The sequence below is a fragment of the Microcoleus sp. D2_18a_B4 genome, assembly GCF_036702475.1.
In the GTDB taxonomy this organism is placed as follows: Bacteria; Cyanobacteriota; Cyanobacteriia; order Cyanobacteriales; family Microcoleaceae; genus Microcoleus.
In genome coordinates this window covers 79,190-97,072 of sequence record NZ_JAUBTL010000022.1, presented here as the reverse complement: position 1 = coordinate 97,072, position 17,883 = coordinate 79,190, and the positions used below count along the sequence as shown (strand labels likewise).

13 protein-coding genes are annotated in these 17,883 nt (G+C 45.4%); 4 read left to right on the top strand and 9 right to left on the bottom strand.

What is annotated here, in order from left to right:
- Positions 1–66: 66 nt before the first annotated feature.
- Complete coding sequence (locus QUB04_RS15160) at positions 67–1,320, bottom strand: molybdenum cofactor synthesis domain-containing protein (RefSeq protein WP_333285451.1); 1,254 nt, start codon at positions 1,318–1,320, stop codon at positions 67–69.
- 117 nt (positions 1,321–1,437) lie between these two features.
- Here QUB04_RS15160 and QUB04_RS15155 point away from each other — a divergent pair, with 117 nt between their 5' ends.
- The 3 genes from QUB04_RS15155 (at position 1,438) to cobO (ending at position 3,489) form a co-directional block, all read left to right on the top strand.
- Positions 1,438–2,055, top strand: coding sequence for a hypothetical protein (locus QUB04_RS15155; RefSeq protein ID WP_333285449.1), 618 nt, complete (start codon positions 1,438–1,440; stop codon positions 2,053–2,055).
- Between the two features lie 159 nt (positions 2,056–2,214).
- On the top strand, positions 2,215–2,793 hold the full coding sequence (locus tag QUB04_RS15150) for a Uma2 family endonuclease (RefSeq protein ID WP_333285447.1): 579 nt from the start codon (positions 2,215–2,217) through the stop codon (positions 2,791–2,793).
- 60 nt (positions 2,794–2,853) lie between these two features.
- Positions 2,854–3,489, top strand: coding sequence for a cob(I)yrinic acid a,c-diamide adenosyltransferase (cobO, locus tag QUB04_RS15145; protein ID WP_333143958.1), 636 nt, complete (start codon positions 2,854–2,856; stop codon positions 3,487–3,489).
- A 270-nt stretch (positions 3,490–3,759) separates the two neighbouring features.
- Here the strand turns inward: cobO and QUB04_RS15140 are convergent, their stop codons facing one another.
- The 8 genes from QUB04_RS15140 to ribBA form a co-directional block, all read right to left on the bottom strand.
- Positions 3,760–6,297 carry a CHASE4 domain-containing protein gene (locus QUB04_RS15140; protein WP_333285445.1) on the bottom strand — a complete coding sequence of 846 codons (2,538 nt, stop codon included), beginning with the start codon at positions 6,295–6,297 and terminating at the stop codon, positions 3,760–3,762.
- Between the two features lie 330 nt (positions 6,298–6,627).
- Positions 6,628–7,125, bottom strand: coding sequence for a hypothetical protein (locus QUB04_RS15135; RefSeq protein WP_333285443.1), 498 nt, complete (start codon positions 7,123–7,125; stop codon positions 6,628–6,630).
- A gap of 390 nt (positions 7,126–7,515) precedes the next feature.
- A complete protein-coding gene (locus QUB04_RS15130) occupies positions 7,516–8,520 on the bottom strand; it encodes an RNA polymerase sigma factor, RpoD/SigA family (RefSeq protein ID WP_333285441.1) in 1,005 nt (334 codons plus the stop codon).
- An 877-nt stretch (positions 8,521–9,397) separates the two neighbouring features.
- Entirely contained in the window at positions 9,398–11,131 is a 1,734-nt protein-coding gene (locus tag QUB04_RS15125; protein ID WP_333285439.1) for an ATP-binding protein, read from the bottom strand.
- Positions 11,132–11,229: 98 nt separating this feature from the next.
- Positions 11,230–12,663, bottom strand: a complete 1,434-nt coding sequence (locus QUB04_RS15120; protein ID WP_333285437.1) for a pentapeptide repeat-containing protein — start codon at positions 12,661–12,663, stop codon at positions 11,230–11,232.
- A 72-nt stretch (positions 12,664–12,735) separates the two neighbouring features.
- Entirely contained in the window at positions 12,736–14,007 is a 1,272-nt protein-coding gene (iscB, locus tag QUB04_RS15115; protein WP_333285435.1) for an RNA-guided endonuclease IscB, read from the bottom strand.
- Positions 14,008–14,194: 187 nt separating this feature from the next.
- Positions 14,195–14,788 (bottom strand): HAD domain-containing protein, encoded by a 594-nt coding sequence (locus QUB04_RS15110; RefSeq protein ID WP_333285433.1) that lies wholly within the window; start codon positions 14,786–14,788, stop codon positions 14,195–14,197.
- Between the two features lie 262 nt (positions 14,789–15,050).
- On the bottom strand, positions 15,051–16,742 hold the full coding sequence (ribBA, locus tag QUB04_RS15105) for a bifunctional 3,4-dihydroxy-2-butanone-4-phosphate synthase/GTP cyclohydrolase II (RefSeq protein ID WP_333285431.1): 1,692 nt from the start codon (positions 16,740–16,742) through the stop codon (positions 15,051–15,053).
- 821 nt (positions 16,743–17,563) lie between these two features.
- Here ribBA and QUB04_RS15100 point away from each other — a divergent pair.
- Positions 17,564–17,719 carry a hypothetical protein gene (locus QUB04_RS15100; RefSeq protein WP_333285429.1) on the top strand — a complete coding sequence of 52 codons (156 nt, stop codon included), beginning with the start codon at positions 17,564–17,566 and terminating at the stop codon, positions 17,717–17,719.
- Positions 17,720–17,883: the final 164 nt, after the last annotated feature.

Sequence of the window (17,883 nt, the reverse complement as noted above, 5' to 3'; positions counted from 1 at the left end):
TGACTAATGACTAATGACTAATGACTAATGACTAATGACTAATGACTAATAACTAATGACTAATGACTAATGACTAACTTTTAAAACTTCAACGAATTCGCCCGGTACAATCCAGGTGTCCCCTGGTGGCAAAACTGCTAAACCACTCGTATTTGCGAGGTTAATTAAATTCGCTGAATTTTGGCTGCCGCTAGCAGGTTCAAATTCCCAGACTCCCGCAACTAAATGCAGTTTACCCCAAACATAAGTTTCGCGCCGGCCAGGCGATCGCAATTCAGCATTACACCTAGCTTTGAGAAACTCCGGCCCCCAAGCATCCGGGGCCAGCCCAGACATCTTTCTCAAAGCAGGCACAACAAACCGCCAACAGCAGACTAAAGCCGAAACCGGATTTCCCGGCAAACCAAAATAGAGACAATCCGAATTTTTTTCACCTCCTTTAAACCCAGCAACCGTTAAAGGTTTCCCCGGCTTAATCGCCACAGAACTAATGTGAACTTTTCCTCCCAAATCCGCCAAAATTTTCTCGACATAATCGTAGTCTCCTACCGAGACGCCGCCCGTAGAAAGCACCACATCCGCCGTAGCAACAGCCCCCGATATCGCCTTATTTAACGCATCTTCATTATCAGGAACAATGCCCAATCGAATCGGTTCAAATCCCATCTGCGCCAACAAAACTGTCAAAGCATACTGATTCGAGTCTACCAGTTTCCCCGGTGCCAAAGGTTCGTCAGGCGATACCAATTCGTCACCCGTAGAAAAAATTGCCACCCGCAGCCGCCGATAAACTGGAACTTGAATGCACTGGGCAGTTGCTAACACTGCCATTTCTGGGGCGTTGATAACTGTACCCGGAGTTAGCAAAGTTGTTCCTGCTTGATAAAAAGCGCCTTTGTGCCTGACGAATGCTTGCGGTTTCTCAGGAGAAACTAAGATAAAAATACGATCGCCCTCACGCCTTGTTTCTTCCTGCATTACCACCGTATCAGCACCCGCTGGCATTATAGCACCTGTAAAAATCCGCGCCGCTTGCCCCGATTCGACGGTATTTTGAGGCCGATATCCCGCTGGAATCTCTTCTACTACTTCGAGTACCGCTGGTTTTTCGGCGCTACAATTTTCCACATCCGCAAACCGCACCGCGTACCCATCCATTGCTGAATTATCCCAATAAGGAAAATCCAGAGAACCAGTGACGGGGGCCGCCAAAATGCGCCCCGATGCTGCCAGCAAGTCTACAGTTTCTACATCCCCCTGACTGTCGAGGGGTTGCGCCAAATTTAGAACGATCGATTCTGCTTCTTTCACTGACAGCATGACTGTCTCCTTGTTTTGATAACACTCATAATTAAGTTTAGCAAAATATCCAGAGATATTGGTGATATAATTTTTTTTGATTTGGGCAGTAAACCTAATTTTGGGGATTAATTGCTTATGACTATTTCTCGCTTTGTTGTTCGCCTCAATTGTTTCTCCTTATTATTGGTGGCGATACTGATATTTTTCACTCAACTTTCAGGGTTAAAAATCAGCGATTTATTCTTGCCACCTTATTCTTATCCCCATCCCAATGTCGCCTTGTTAACTCGGAGTTTCCAAATTTTATGTTCTGTACCCGTCATTGTTTGTACTTTCACCTATGGATTAGCTCAAAGTATTCAAGCGCGCACTTCAGAAAATCGATTTATTCTGTTTTCTGCTTTATTAACAGGTGGATTTTTACTAAATGAAATTTACAGAATTCATATATATATGGTGACCTGGGGAATTCCTAAGCTAGGAGTAAGTCTTTTATACGCCGTGGTTTTGTCCTCCTACGGATGGTTTTTTCGGCGAGAACTACAGTTAACTCCCTACCAAATATTGTTAGCGGGTGTAGGCTTGTTGTTTTTTGCGATCGGCGTGGATTCCCTACATATAAAAAACAAAATATTCTCCAGTTTACTAGAGGGAGTACCTAAATTGCTTAGCGAAATTAACATTGCATTTTATTATTGGTATGTCTGTAAGTGTTTCCTCCAAAAAGCGTTTGATAAAACTATTAATAGCTAGTTCTAACGATGTGATATAATGAGCAAAAGTGCATAAAAACATATCCATTAAATCCTCTTAACCCTTAATAATATTTACAGCATCTGCATCGCTCGGCATTGAGCCGCCTTCATATACATAATCTGGCTTAAAAATCCCAACGCATCCTGATAAAATACCATGATAGCAGTTACCATTAACTTCAACTCGATCGCCAAAATAACCGACGACCAATTTTATCAACTGTGCCGCGAAAACCCCGATGTCAAATTTGAACGCAACGCCAAAGGAGAAATAATCGTCATGCCACCCACAGGAGGAGAAACCGGAAATTACAATTCAGAAATTAATGCGGATTTTGTCATTTGGAATCGACAAACTAAACTGGGAATTTGTTTCGATTCTTCAACTTGCTTCAAACTGCCCAGCGGTGCAAACCGTTCTCCCGATGTCTCTTGGATTGAAAAATCAAGATGGGATGCACTCACTCCCGAACAAAAACAAAAATTTCCTCCCATTGCCCCGGATTTTGTCTTAGAGTTAATGTCGCCGACAGACAGCCTCAAAGATACTCAAGGCAAAATGCAAGAATACATGGATAACCAAGTAAAATTAGGCTGGTTAATCAACCGCAAAACCCGGAGAGTCGAAATCTATCGCCAAGGACAAGAAATAGAAGTTTTGGAATGTCCAACAGAACTTTCAGGAGAAGATGTTCTGCCCGGTTTCGTGCTAAACTTGAAAACACTGTGGCAATAATTAGACATCCTGCATCTATCAGCGTTTATTTGCGTTCATCTGCGGTTAAAAAAAAATCTCATGGAAACCAATACAGAAACTACTGCACCCACTGGCTTAACAGCGGAACAACACAAACAGAAAATGCAGCGCCGCCAAGAAGTGCAATCACAGCGAATCGCTAACTCTTCCAAAGAAAAAGGTTTAATTATAGTCAATACGGGTAACGGTAAAGGCAAAACCACGGCTGCCTTGGGAATGGTTGTGCGATCGCTCGGTCACGGATACCGCGTCGCCATAGTACAATTTATCAAAGGCGCCTGGGAACCCGCAGAAAAAGCCGTTTTTCAACTCTGGGAAAAACAGCTAGAATTCCACGCAATGGGAGAAGGCTTTACCTGGGACACGCAAGACCGCGATCGAGATATCGAAACAGCTCAAAAAGCCTGGGAAAAATCTTTAACTTTTATCTGCAATCCTGAATTTAAATTAGTTCTTCTAGATGAAGTCAATATAGCATTAAAACTAGGTTATTTGCAAGTCGAGCAAGTGCTTTCCGGGTTAGACCAAAAACCAGAAGAAACCCACATTATTTTAACAGGCCGAGGCGCCCCGCCAGCGCTAATTGAGCGGGCAGACTTGGTGACAGAAATGACTTTAGTTAAGCATCCATTCCGAGAACAAGGCATTAAAGCTCAAGCAGGTATTGAGTATTAAAGTTGTTGGTCTTCAAAAGTTTAGTCCTAATTAGCTAAAAGCTGATTGGGAATGGACTGATATTATGTCCGGTCGATTACCCCTAATACGGTAGGGGCGGGTTCACGAAAAATATCTGCCAATAATTGACAATCTCAAAAACCCGCCCTTTTAATCGCGGTAACTCGATCGGACATGATATGAAGCCCTGACTACAAACCGTATTTATGTTGTTTCTCGTCAGGACTTTTTACCCAATCTAAAATCTACAATCTAAAATCTAAAATCCCTCTATGCTGGCAACATTAAAGTAAAAGTTGACCCCTTGCCAAACTCGCTATTGACAGTAATTTCTCCCCCCAGCATCTGAGAGTATTTCTGCGCTATTGCCAAGCCCAAACCCGTACCTCCGTACTTGCGGGTAGTCGAAGCATCCGCTTGCGTAAAAGGTTGAAATAACTTTTGTAGCTGTTCAGGAGTTATCCCAATTCCCGTATCAGTACACTTAAAAATTAACCGTTCAGAACCCGAACTATTCTCGTCATTTTTAATTCTTTCAACGCTGAGTGTAACTGTTCCTTTATGAGTAAACTTAGCTGCATTACTGAGCAAATTAAACAAAATCTGAGTAAACTTAATTTTATCTGAATACAATTCGCCAAGATTATTAGGACACTCCACATTCAGGCGATTAGTGTTTCGCAAAAATAGCGGTGCAACAGTTTTAGCTACATCTTGAACTGCCTCCGACACGTCAAAAGTTTCTAATTCAAGTTCCGCGTGACCCGCTTCAATCTTCGACAAGTCGAGAATATCATTAATTAAGGAAAGTAAAATCTGGCCTGAATTGTGAATTCTCTCCAAATCCGACACAAAAGTTTCTTCGCCCAAATCTAAAGCCTCTTCTTGCAGGATCTCGCTGTAACCGATAATCGCATTCAGAGGAGTTCGCAGTTCGTGGCTCATGTTAGCCAAAAACTGACTTTTAGCCAAACTAGCTGCTTCTGCGGCTTCCTTGGCTTTGTACATTTCTGCCTCGGCTTGCAAGCGGTCGGTCACGTCGTGAGCCAGCACTAATTCAGCATTTCTGCTATCAAATACCAGAGCATAAGAAGTAATTTCTACATCAATAATTGTTCCGTCTTTTTTCTGATGCTGCCACACACCTGCAAACTCAATATCGGCATCTACGGGGGATTTATTTTCTAGCATTCTCGGCAGATATTGGGAGGGACGAATGTCCGCAACGGTCATGTTGAGAAATTCGTCGCGAGTGTAGCCGTAATGTTCGACAGCAGCGTGATTGACGGCTATAAATTCTAGAGTTTCTAAATCGTAAACCCACATCGGATGGGGGTTATTTTTAAACAAAAGTCTGTAGCGTTCTTCCGAGGCTCGCAGTTCGGCTTCGGCTTGCTTGCGCTCGGTAATGTCGCGGACAACCGTGCAAATAATCTCGCGGCCGCCGTAGGAAATCACGCTCCCGCTTACTTCCACGTCCACGCAGGAACCGTCTCGGCGGCGGTAGAGAACTTCGCCAATTCTGAATTTTTTGTCCGCCAGCAGCAACTCAATATTGTTGTCAATTAGGTCTTTAGAGTAAGCGATGATATCGTAAATAGTCAGTTGCGAAATCGCATCAAGACTGTAATCGAGCAAGTTTCTAAACGCTGTATTGGCTTCCAACAGGCGTTTGGTTTGAGCGTCCCACAGGAATATACAATCTGTAGCTTGCTCCACTACGGCTCGGTAGCGCGCTTTTTCCTCAACTTGTTCGCTTTCGGCTTGGGCGATCGCACTCAACATTCCGTTGATAGTATGGGCAAGGTCGGACAACTCATCTTCGCCCGTCACCGGCAGTCGCACCGACAGGTCTTGGCTGCTGCTGACGTGGTTCACTGCTTTCGCCAAACTGCTCAACCGAGACAGCACCAGACGCTCTAGCAGCAGCAGAGTGCAGCCGATCAACCCAACTCCCGCTAACGCTACAGACCCTAGCAGGTACAGCAAACTAATTTGACCTTGCCGGTATATTTCTCTGGGGATATCCACCCGCAATAGCAGCGCAGGTTGGTTGTAAATATCCGGGATCAAAGCGTAACCCGCGATCGACTCTTCGCTTAAAGGACGTACCAAAATCGGTTTTTTTTCCGACAGTTTCTCCCGCACTTGCTGAAAGTCTGCAGGCAACCGAGCCTCATTAACGCTGTGTACGATTAGCGGCAAGCGGGTAATTTTAGAAATCTTTGCAATGCCTGCACCATCCAAATTGCGCCCGAATATCAGCGTACCTCGGATCGGGCCGGTGCTTTTAGTCGTGAGAATAGGCCGGGAAGTAATCAGTATTGGCCCTGACGGTAGCTGCAGGATACCAGCGAGGCTGCTTTTGGGGTTGGGGTGCTGCAACAGCGGGTCGCTGAGAGAAATGCGCCGTTTTAATGCTTCTGGAACAGGCGTTAGTTTCAGCTTTTCGCTGTCGAAACCTGTACCGTAAACTATTTTGCCAGAAGTATTGACAAATACGGCTATATTAACTCTCAAATTAGCCAGCGCTTGTGGAACTAAATTGGAGACAATGAATTCTGAGTTGCCGTTTTGGATAAAATCGTAGGTGTCGTCCCAGGCTGACCAGTCGGCAAAGCGCGAGTTGAAGTCGTCGGCAGTTTGCCCGAACACGCTGAGCACTCCCTTGACAACCTGTGTGGCTTCTTGTTCCTCTGCTTTGATCAGGCTGCCCAAGAGGATGCTTGAGGAGGCGACATACAGAATGCTAGTCAGTCCAGCGATGGTAATGCCAATTATCGATAGTGTTTTCCGACGCAGTTTCATCTTGCCATGTGTGTTGTGTCCGTCCGAAATCTCAACTCAGGAGCAATTTTACTACTGTTTCCTGAAGCCTGACTGAAAGCAATTTGGTCCGGGGGCCCCCGATGTATCAGTGGGGTTGCTTTCTTCAATTCTAAAATCTCAAATCTCAAATCTAAAATCTAAAATCGATAATTCTCAACTCAGGAGCAATTTTACTACTGTTTCCTGAACCCTGACCGAAAGCAATTTAGTCCGGGGGCCCCCGATGTATCAGTGGGGTTGCTTTCTTCAATTCTAAAATCTCAAATCTAAAATCTAAAATCGATTGACTGGTGGCGCAGCGCGTGTTTCCTACTTTTCCCACACCTGCTCTTTGTGAGATTCTTTGCAAATACCCAAGATGCGCCGATCGTTCTCGCTGATGATGGAAATTGGGTAATACTGTTGCAGGTTTACGGAGTAGGGAGAGCGACTGCCGTCGTAAGTGTCCACTACTGTTAAATTTAACTGAGTTCGATCGCCCGTGCCGTAAAAACAGTAAAAAGCAGACCGAGGCAGGTAAAAAGCGCCGACTACCTTACTCTGCCGCATTTCAAATACAAAATATTCTTGTTTAATTTCCTCTGGCTGGCTCGACTGACCGTAGAGGTAAATGCCATCTGCTAAACCTGTGCTAGCTGTATCTGGCGGAGGATTTGGCGGGGATTGCGAGCTTAAAACGCCGGATTTGATGTCCGAGTCGTGTGCCCGCCGTGCGGGGAATGCGATGCTGAAGTTACCGGGCGAGAGAGCAAGCACGATCGCGATCGCTTCTAAACTTCCTGTCAATATCAAATAAGTCAAAACCACTCCAGACCCCAAAATTTAAAATAGCTGGTTCCAAGCGCCTCTTGTACCATTTTCACAAAGATCGTAGAGAAACCGGGTATTTGCCTTAATGTTGGCTATTAACTTGAAGGAACGATCGCCCGCCCGGTTCCTGAACTTAAATCTAAGATTAGTTTTGACCAATTTTGCGTCCCCCCCGATCGGGCGATCGACCCGTCAAATAATACCATTTTAGATTTTAAATTTTAGATTAAAGAATTGAATAATTTGGCGTGACCTATTCCATAAGGGTTTAGAGCACGGGCCTACATTTCCCTTCTCTTTTTTAACTGGTATAAAAGTATCCTTCCCAGCCGCGCCCACACGAAAAAAAAGTTGAGATTTTGGGAAAAATCTCAACTTTTTTAGTGACTAACTAGCCAAGTATTCTCGGACTTGAGATTGGCGGCGGCGCAGGTGGGCGAGGGCTTGATGTTCTAGCTGCCGCACCCGTTCCCGGCTGAGATTTAACCGTTCTCCGACTTTCGCCAGAGACATTTCGGTGCCGTCTTCCAAACCGAAGCGCAGAATTATTACATCTCGCTGCTGGGGGGTAAGTTCTGATATCAAAGTATCGAGGTCTTGCCGCAGCAATTCCGAGGTAATGTAGTTTTCTGGAGATGCCGTTTCGTCTTCTAAGAGTTCTTGCAGTTCGGTATCTTGGTTGTCTCCTACCCGCAAGTCCAAAGAAACTGGATGTCTTGCCATCAGCAGGTATTCCCGAATTTGGGAAGGGTGCAGTTCGAGGGCAGTGGCAATTTCGGCAGGGGAGGGAGACCGGCCCAACTGCTGCGTGAGTTCCCGCTGCACTTTTTTGATTTTGTTGAGTTTTTCGGTGATGTGAATTGGCAATCGAATTGTGCGGGCGTGTTGGGCGATCGCGCGGGTAATTGCTTGCCGAATCCACCAGTAGGCATAGGTAGAAAATTTGTATCCCCGCATCGGGTCAAATTTTTCGACTCCTCGTTCTAAACCGAGGGTGCCTTCTTGAATTAAATCCAAGAATTCCATATTGCGTTTCTGGTATTTTTTGGCGATCGCCACTACTAGCCGCAAATTCGCTTCAATCATCTTTTGCTTAGCCCGCCGCCCTATGTGTAAGATGCGGCTAAGTTCAGGTTCGGTCAACTCCATTTCGGCAGCCCACTCTTGATCTGTCAGATCCCGCTGCCATTCTTTAGCAAGTGCTTGTTTTGCTTCGATTAATTTCATCATTTGCTGCACTTGCTTCCCGAAAACAATTTCTTCTTCTCGGGTTAGCAGGGGTACGCGACCGATCTCGTGCAGATAGGCACGAACCGTATCCGTTGAGGAGTATGGCCGGCTGCCCATGCGATCGGCTTTCACTGTTTTGTTTTTGGGGGTTGTGGTGGACATGGGTGAGTATTGCACTCCTTGTAACAACAGATAAAAAGTTGGTGATACCCTGTCCCACTTTTGCAAGTGGGATAAAGACTGCGACAAAGGGGATGTTTCCCCTCTTGTTTATCGGTGACGATCGGTAGAAGCTTTTTGTTTGGGATTACTTTTGTGCTTGATTTCCAGTAATCGCCGTCGATTTTCGGTAGTTCGCTAGCTTTAACGGCTAGTTCAAGGCGAAGTGGAGCAAGAGTTTAGTTTTCTCAATATTATTCCCAATTTTGAGGATCGTAAAGAGTAAAAACCTCTGTCTTAAGGTCAAGATTCTACATTTTTCCTTAAGGTTTTGAATTCCCTGTTAGTTTTAACTGCAACTCAACTTCACAATACTCATGCAAACAGACTCATGCTATTCGAGGGCTTTGTTTTGCTCTCTGTTCCATCATCGCTTGAAATTTTCTCGCTGCCTAGATGGTGGGATGCGAGATAACCGAACTCGATCGCCCTATTAAATGCGAGTAACTGTTTAAAATATTTATTGACATTTTTATTTAAATATGCTAATCAAATTCGGCTACGAGTAACCACAAGGTGTATAAAGGCTGGCTGTTGCCCTGTTTGACTTTCATTGTGCCCCTAGGCTCCATCATCTCCATCATGTTTAAGCTTAAGCAAATTTTGGGCACTTAGGGATGAGGGGTGAGGGGGTGAAAGGGGAAAAGCTTCTGACTCAAAGCTGGGGCCTAAGTTTTTTGACGTTCGATCGCAATTTTTCGTTTATAACTGAGGCAAAAATCAGATATTTCTGTCATTGCCAGCGATCGCCAATTGTTCGTCAAGACTAATTTACAGTAACATTTGCCTAAGTTCTGTAATGAATCTAGCAGTTGTCAATCTAAAACCCCAAATCCATTTTAGCAGATTCTGCCTCGGCAAATACTTGTTCATCCGGCATTTCTTGCCAGTCAATATCCCCAATTTCTCTGTAGAATTGCTCGTCATAGGCGCGAGTTTGCACGACGACGGGCATCGGTACGGCGTGCCCCAAAACTAATGCTTGCTGTTTGGAGTCGAGTTTTGCCAAAACTGAACGCAAACTCTGCCCTCCCGAAACGCCGGTAAAAATAGCATCGATGTCTTTATCGTCGTTTAGCAAAGCTGTGATCCGCGTTCCGACTTGCGACATGACTTCGCCGTCGATGCCGGAGGGACGCTGGTCTACAATCAGCAGGGTGACAAAGTATTTTCGCATTTCTCTGGCGATCGTACCGAAAATAGTCGATCGCACGATCGCCGGATCGAGAAAGCGGTGAGCTTCTTCAATGGTAATCACCAATGGCTGCGGGCGATCGCACGGATTTTTGCTCTGCAAAAACTTCTCCGCCTTCCGCACGTAAGATCCGTGAATGCGGCGAGTAATTACGTTTGCTGCTAACATATAGGACAGCAAATCCGAGTGCGAACCGAACTCAATTACTACATTCTTCCCCCCATCCAAACACTGCAAAACTTCACTTACATAATTTTTCGGACAGCGTTTCCGAATGTATTTCAAATCGTTTAAACGCTCTAATTTTCGCTGCAAAGCCATAATCGAAGATTTATTTCCCCGCTTCTCTTCGCAAAACATTGAAATATCTTCATTGCTCATTTCCAGCAACTTATTGATCCAACTGCTGCCCAACTCGTTTCGCAAAATTATTGCATTTTCGATACTAGCTTCCGACAAATTTAACTCGCGTTGTACCAGCGCGATGTCTTCCACTTCTATTTCATCGAAACTCAAAAATAATTCTTGAGCGTCGCGGACTCCCCGGCGTTTTGTCGATTCTGGATCGAGGGTATAAATCTGAATTTTATCGGGAAACAACTGCCGCAAACCTTTAACAGTGCTGAACTGTTTCCCTTCCGAAACTGCTTCCCACCCGTACTCCGAGTGCATATCAAAAATTAAATTAACCGCAGCTTGCTTGCGAATAATTCCCGACAATAGCAAGCGCGTCAGAAAAGATTTTCCCGTTCCCGACTTGCCAAAAACTCCGTTGCTGCGTTCCACAAATCGGTCTAAATCCAAGCACACAGCAACGTCCATGTCAATCGGTTTGCCGATCGCAAAATTGCGGCGATACGGGTCATCTTCCCAGCCAAAAACTGCCCGAAAATCACTTTCTTTGGCATCAAACACCTGGGAAAAGTGGCTGGGAATAGTTTTGACAGGTAGCAACTCAATATCCGCGCCCGTTTGTGACTCAAAAGAAGCCAAATTTCCTAACGCCAACTTGTTCTCGCGAACTCCGCCGTTTTTCCTCGGGTCGAAAATTGCCTGCTGTTTTTCTCGTTCTGCAGTCAACATCAACATCGGCGACAGTTCGATCGTACCGTAGGTGCTGCTACCGGCTAGCACTGCGAGCAGAAAATCGTCGTCGGGATTGGGAGGATTCGATAAAATGCGGGCGCTAGAAGTTCCGAGAGACACGTCGGTGAGCATACAGAAAAAGTGCGATCGCACCCCCCGCACTACTAGAAATTTCCCCACCCTCATATCTTCCACCGAAACATCGGCGTGCAGTCGCACTTCTAATCCCTTGCTCAGGGAACCTTGAATAACAGAGCCTAACGGTCGATCCATTTTAGATTTTAGATTTTAGATTTTAGATTGTTAATAATCGAGCAATTTTCGAGCGGAGATTTTTTATTGTAGATTTTCGATTGTTAACAGTCAACTAATTACCATTCCGATTCTAATGGCAATTCAAAAAAACTCGGACTCAGATCTATATCGGTCAAATCCGTTTCGCTCAAATAAGCGTCAGTCAAAAATACCCCTTTTAAACTTGCGCCTTTGAGGTTAGTACCTTTCAGGTTAGCACCTCTGAGATTAACTCGGAATAAATGAGCATCGCTCAAATCGGCCTCAGTTAAATCTGCTCCCTCCAAATTTACTCTCATCAAATCTGCTTTTCGGAGATCGGCTTCGTTTAACTTCGCGCCGCTGAGGTCAGCTTTTGTCAAGTCTACACCTCTCAAGTCGGCCCCGCTCAAGTTCGCGAACAGCAAAGTAGCTCCGGTGAAATCTGTCTCCCTCAAATCGGCATCCCTTAAATTAGCGCCGCTGAGGTCAGCCCTTGTTAAGTCTACACCCCGAAGGTCAGCAGAACTCAAGTTTACTTGGTGTAAAATTGCGCCGCTTAAATCGGCTCCTCTTAAATCAGTTCCCTCCAAGTTTGCACCTTTGAGGTAAGCTTTTTTTAAGCTAGCTCTGCTGAGGTCTACATTTTTGAGATTTACCGAAGTTAAGTTAGAAGCGCTCAAATTAGCTCCGCTTAAATCTGACCCGTTTAAGTCGGCTCCGGTTAAATTTACCCCTTGCAGCGATACATTGGGAGCAATTAAATAAGCTCCGCCCAGACTGGGGTCAATGCCTTCTGAAAACAAAGTCTTGTTGCTGTAAACAGCTTTCTCCAAAATCGTGCCGCTCAAACTGGCTTCCCTCAAGTCCGCTGCGCTGAGGTTGGCTCCTGCTAAGTTTGCCCGATCGAGTTTGGCGCCAAATAAAATAGCTTTGTATAAGTTTGTCCGCCGCAAATCGGCTCCTTTTAAATCCGCTTCGGTCAAATCTACCATAGCCAGATTTAAGCCAGGGAGCGAAGCATTGGGAGCTAGCAAAAATGCTCCCATTGCACCCGGATCAATATCTTCGGGAAAGATAGTCCGGTTGTTGTATACGGCCTTGTCTAAAATAGCGCCGCTCAACTGAGAACCGCGTAAATCCGCCCCGCTAAGGTTGGCTCTGGTTAAGTTGGCTTCGTGGAGATTTGCTCCTACTAAATTAGCCTTGATCAAACTTGCTTGTTTGAGGTTGGCGCCGGTTAATTCGGCTCCTACGAGATTAGCTTCTCGGAGGACAGCACCAGTCAAATCAGCTCTAGTGAGGTTAGCTAAATTAAGAAATGATTCAGCTAAATCCGCCCCGCTGAGATTAGCGCCGCTGAGGTCGGCTTCCATCAGGTCTGCATACTTGAGCATAGCGCCGCTGAGGTTGGTTTCTCGGAGATCCGTGCCTCGGAGGTTGGCTCCCCGGAGTTCCGCACCGCCAAGGTTGGTGCCTTTAAGTGCTTGTCCCCTGAGATCGAGTCGGTGCAGAAAGTCACCAACGTTCATCTGTCTTCCCCCTTGGAGACTCCCACTGTACCTGTGCCCAGGTCAGTGGCGAGAGGAAAAGGTGGGCAAGGTTTATGCTGCATACGAATAACCATCCTTTCTGTGAATAATTGAACAATATTTGTGGCTAATTCCTGACACCAACTCTGAGGCGGAAATATTGAATGAGCCACTCGTTCTTACGGCAACACGTCCAACGTATGTACCAATTTTCTTGCCAGAGGTGACGACTGCTTTGACGATATCTCCAGTTTGAAAACCTTTGACAAACTTAAACCTGGGAACATAGCGAGATGGAAATCCGAATTGGTCGGTACGACACATTTGGCGAGTCCCATGTCCAGTCGCTTTAATTAACAACGGCTTGTTTGTGAAAATTTTCAAAGATTCAATGTTCCCAACACAGGCTGCATCTAGCCAATGAGTTTTAGCTAAATTTAATCGAGTGCGATTGAACTTTGTTAAACCGCCACTGCCAGTAGAAACTGGTAAGCCAGTCATACAGAGTCGGTTAAATAACGCCCAACGAGTAGAATTAACCGCTGTTGCATCTTTCAAAGGACCTTTTGCTTGAGACAGAATCCGTTTCAAGACCTCGGGTTTTTTCGAGAGAAACTGCTCAATATTTTGAGTCCCTTTCTTTATATTGCATTTTTCACAAGCAAGGCAAAGATTAGAAATGCGATTAGAACCCCCCTTAGCTTTAGGATGAATATGCTCGACTTGTAATGGTGTATTGCTAACGCCACAGTAAGCGCACGTTCTATCCCATTTGTTCAGCAAATATTCGCGGATCTCGTAGCCACATAAAACACCTTGCTGGTACTCCACTCCGCTAATTTCCGGGTTTTCTATTTGCTGGAGGTCGAACCGCACAAGTTCTTGAACAACAGAAGAAATTGGCGCAAGCTTCATCAATCTAGTTACCCATGTTAGGGTTGTTTCGACACGATGTTGTAAGCTTGGAGCCAGCGACCCTTTCCGGCGAGTTCTGTTTAAAAATCTAGCTTTTCGGTAGCGGGTATGGCGCTTTCTCCTACCTCTACGCAATGAACGGCGAGATTCCAGACTGGCTTTGATAGTTTGACCTCGGTGAGTCAGTTCTGCACCAAAGATTACTTTCTCTCCTTGCACTAATGCAACTCCGCTGGTTTTGGAGCCAGGGTCTAATTTAAGAGTGATTGATTCTTGCGGTACTTTCACCTCTACTTTGAGAATTATTGTGAATGGATACCTCCTGAAAACAGCAGCTTTGCCATTGGTCAGCCATTTACGAGCCATTCCTGGGCGGATTGGATTGAGCGGTCTTTTTTGGGTATCAAGTACAAAAACAAAATTAGACATTTAAGTCCTCCCTTGCGGGGTAATGTTTGCTTCGTCAATGTTTAAGGTCGGTAACTATCTTAAAAGCACTGGCTTAACCCTTACGCCTGTTTAACTTTTAAGTTCTAGAGCAGAAAACTAGCACGCATTTTCTGGTAGGTACTTGAACGCTTACCTTAAACGTAGTGATTAAACACACTTAGACTGGTCAACGCGGCTTTTTCAAGCCCGCACCGTATCGGTAATCCGTAGCTTGCGGGTCGCGTAGCGACATCGGTGCCGGGTTGTTGACTTCCATGTCAAATTCACCCTCTCTATTCCGATACTTTTTTCCTAACCTTTGAAATCCAGTTAGATATTCTGAAATTACCTTTGCTGAGTTCTGGTCAAAACCATTGTAATCATCAATAGCCACAACTGGCGCATCTGGCGGGTAGTGTTCTGGAATATCGTCAATGGCTACCCAAGGTGAGTTTTCTGCTTGATTTTGTCGAAGATACTCAAGAACTTCCTGGTGTCGTAAATATTTGTTTTGATGAATATTTTTGGGGTTGAGAAAAGGGGTGAATCCGATAATACGGATAGCGATATCTGGTGAAAACAATGGCGGGATTACCTCGAAGGGGAATATTTCCCGCCAGGAAGATGAAATTACTACTCGCGCATCAGGATAGGAACGAAGGACATTTTCAAAGTGATTAAGGCAATCTGAATTAAATTTCATTATATCTGTTTGCAAGCTCGATGTTTCATGCCTTCTGTCAGGAATAAGTACACCATCAATGTCTAAAAAAATTAACATTAACTAAAAAGCCTCTTGAATGATTTAATGACTGTTAATACTGCTTAATATAAATGTGTATCTACGATGCTCTCTAAAGTGTTCGCTACATCGACTTGTTAGACAGAAATCAACATTGTTATTCACTGTTTTTATTGGGGGCTGCTTTCTGAAGAAAGGAAGATATTGGTATCAACAAGTATTGTTCTGAAATTCACAGTTTTTCTTGGCTTGGGCCAACCCCCCTGCTGGAGTAGGGGGGGTTGGCTTCTACCTTCGGCCTTCAGGGAAGAGGAGCAAAACTGTAGATTTTTTGAGGTTCGAGCCGATCGCAAATTTCGCTTAATTCCGACAACAGGAATGTCTCGCGATCGAGCTGGACTTGCAGGGTTTTGAGCGGATCTCCACCGGAGGAAACCATGAATTCTAATGTTTGCAAATTCGGCTCAGTGCTGATTTCACCCAAAATTTGGCCGATCGCCTTGACGTAAGGATGGTTTACATCCAAGTACCAGTCGGGGGCTGCGAGTCCGGCTTGATCGAAGCCCAGGTGAACGATGAGGGAGCCTTCTCCGAAAAGGGCTATGCCCACCGGCCGCGCTTCTTCTTGCAGCAGCAAGTGCTGGTTAGCCGCCAAATGCCGCAGTTTTTCGAGGTGTTCGTACCGATTTTGAATGGCAGAATCTTCCTCTTTTCCCTCTGCTTTTTCGTTCCACTGAATCGCCACTGTTACTAAATAAGTTTGCAGTAGCATATGACCGAGTTTTTCGGCTTTTGTTGCCAGATAGATCGAGTTGTAATCTGTGGCTTCAATTAGTAAGGGGACGCGATCGGCTACTTCAATCCCGTAACCTTTCAAACCTGCAATTTTGCGCGGGTTGTTGGTAATCAACCGAATTTTTTGAACTCCCAAATCGTTAAGCATTTGTGCTCCGACGCCGTAGTTCCGCAAGTCGGCGGGAAATCCCAACCGTTCGTTGGCTTCGACTGTATCGAATCCCAAATCTTGCAGCGAGTAAGCTTTTAGTTTATTTACCAATCCAATGCCCCGACCTTCTTGGCGCAAGTAAACGATGACGCCAGCACCGACATTTTCGATCATTTTCAGTGCCGCTTGCAGTTGCATCCGGCAGTCGCAGCGCAGGGAACCCAAAGCATCGCCGGTCAGGCATTCGGAATGCACCCGCACCATCACGGGTTTGTCTTTAAATTCTGCCGGGTCGCCCTTGACAATAGCAACGTGTTCTGAATTGTCTTGGGTGTCGCGGTAGGCGTAAATCATAAACTCGCCGAATTGAGTGGGCAATTTGGCGACGGTTTCGCGGCGGACGAATCGATCGTGCTTGAGTCGGTAGCTAATTAAGTCAGCAATACTGATTATTTTAAGGTTGTGGGTTTTGGCGTACTCGATTAATTCGGGCAACCTCGCCATCGAACCGTCGGGGTTTTGAATTTCGCAGATCACGCCGGCAGGATACAGGCCCGCGAGTCTGGCGAGGTCAACCGAGGCCTCGGTGTGACCGGCGCGTTTGAGGACACCACCGTCGATCGCCCGCAGGGGAAAAATGTGACCGGGACGGCGCAAGTCTTGAGGTTTGGTGTCCGGGTGGATGGCGACTTGGATGGTGCGCGCCCTGTCTTCTGCCGAGATACCGGTACTGACGCCGTTGACTGCATCGATGCTGACGGTGAAGGCAGTTTGGTTGTTGTCAGTGTTTTTGCTGACCATGAGGGGCAGTTCCAGGCGATCGAGCCTTTCGCCACTCAATGCCAGACAAATCAAACCCCGCGCGTTCACGGCCATAAAATTGATGTTGTCGGGGGTGGCGAATTGGGCGGCACAAATCACATCGCCTTCGTTTTCGCGATTTTCGTCATCGACTACTACCAGGGGGCGACCTGCTTTGAGGTCTGCGAGGGCGCTGTCGATCGAGTCAAATTGAAATGATTGTGTTGAGGTGTTGTTATTGGGCACTGAGAAGTTCAAGCTATAAACAGTAATGTTATGGAAATAGAATCTATTTGTGATTGTAACCTTTTGTTTCCGGCAGGGGCATTCCGCGATCGAGATGAGTTTGACAATATTTCTAAAGTCACTTACTATAATTATTGCATCTTGTCAACAAAATCTCTCCCCAATATTTCATGAGCTTGACTGAGATCGCGAATATTTTAGGTAAACCGTACTTCCAAGCTCCTAATTTCCTAATTTATCAAGGGAATGGGGTTTAAAACCCTATCCTTCTAGGAGGGCTTTAATTTCTTAAATCCCTTCCTAAAAATCAGGGAACTGCTGATATTTTTAGTATACTAAAATAGTCAAGGTTAAACTCCTGTGCCATCGTGAAACAGTTAAGACACACTTTTAGGCATAAATTGTTGGACCCAGAGCAGCGAATACTCTTAAAACAGCTAGAGAATCAACGCATTCTCTTTACCAGAAAACAAATAATTTGGTTCATTTGTTAAGTAGGGTAGGGCATACCCGAACTCTAGGTAAATATCCTAGTACGCTTTTGGAGATAGACCCTCTGGGGTTGCTGTGAGTTGAACTCGTCAATTGGTATTTTGTACGGTTGAAAGGTTTAAGAATTGCCGCAAGGACATAGCGCTTAAAGGTCAGTCGATGAATTAAGAATCCCCACGCCTTCAGGCCCGGGAGTGTCAAAACATGGATTGTTTGGAAGCATTGAAGCTGCTCCCCGATCAATTTGTAGATTTAACCGTTACCAGCCCGCCTTATAACATCGGCAAAGAGTAGGAAAAATCCTTGGTGTTAGATGAGTATTTAAACTGGTGCGAGCAGTGGAGAGCGGAGGTTTACCGGGTAACGCTCGATCGAGGAGCGTTTTGGCTGAATTTAGGGGTTATTTGTCAATTCGCGATCGGGCAAAAGCAATTCCGATTTCCTATCTGCTTTGGGACAAAGTGCCTTTTTATCTGATTCAATAAGTTGTCTGGAAGTACGGCGCGGGAGTTGCGGGCAGCAAGTTCTTTTCACCCCGCAATGAAAAGTTTCTCTGGTAGGTAAAAAATCCTGATAAGTATACATTTAATTTGGATAAAGAGCTATTCTGGATTTGTGGTGGAAACGGTAGTCTCGCTCACGCAGGCTT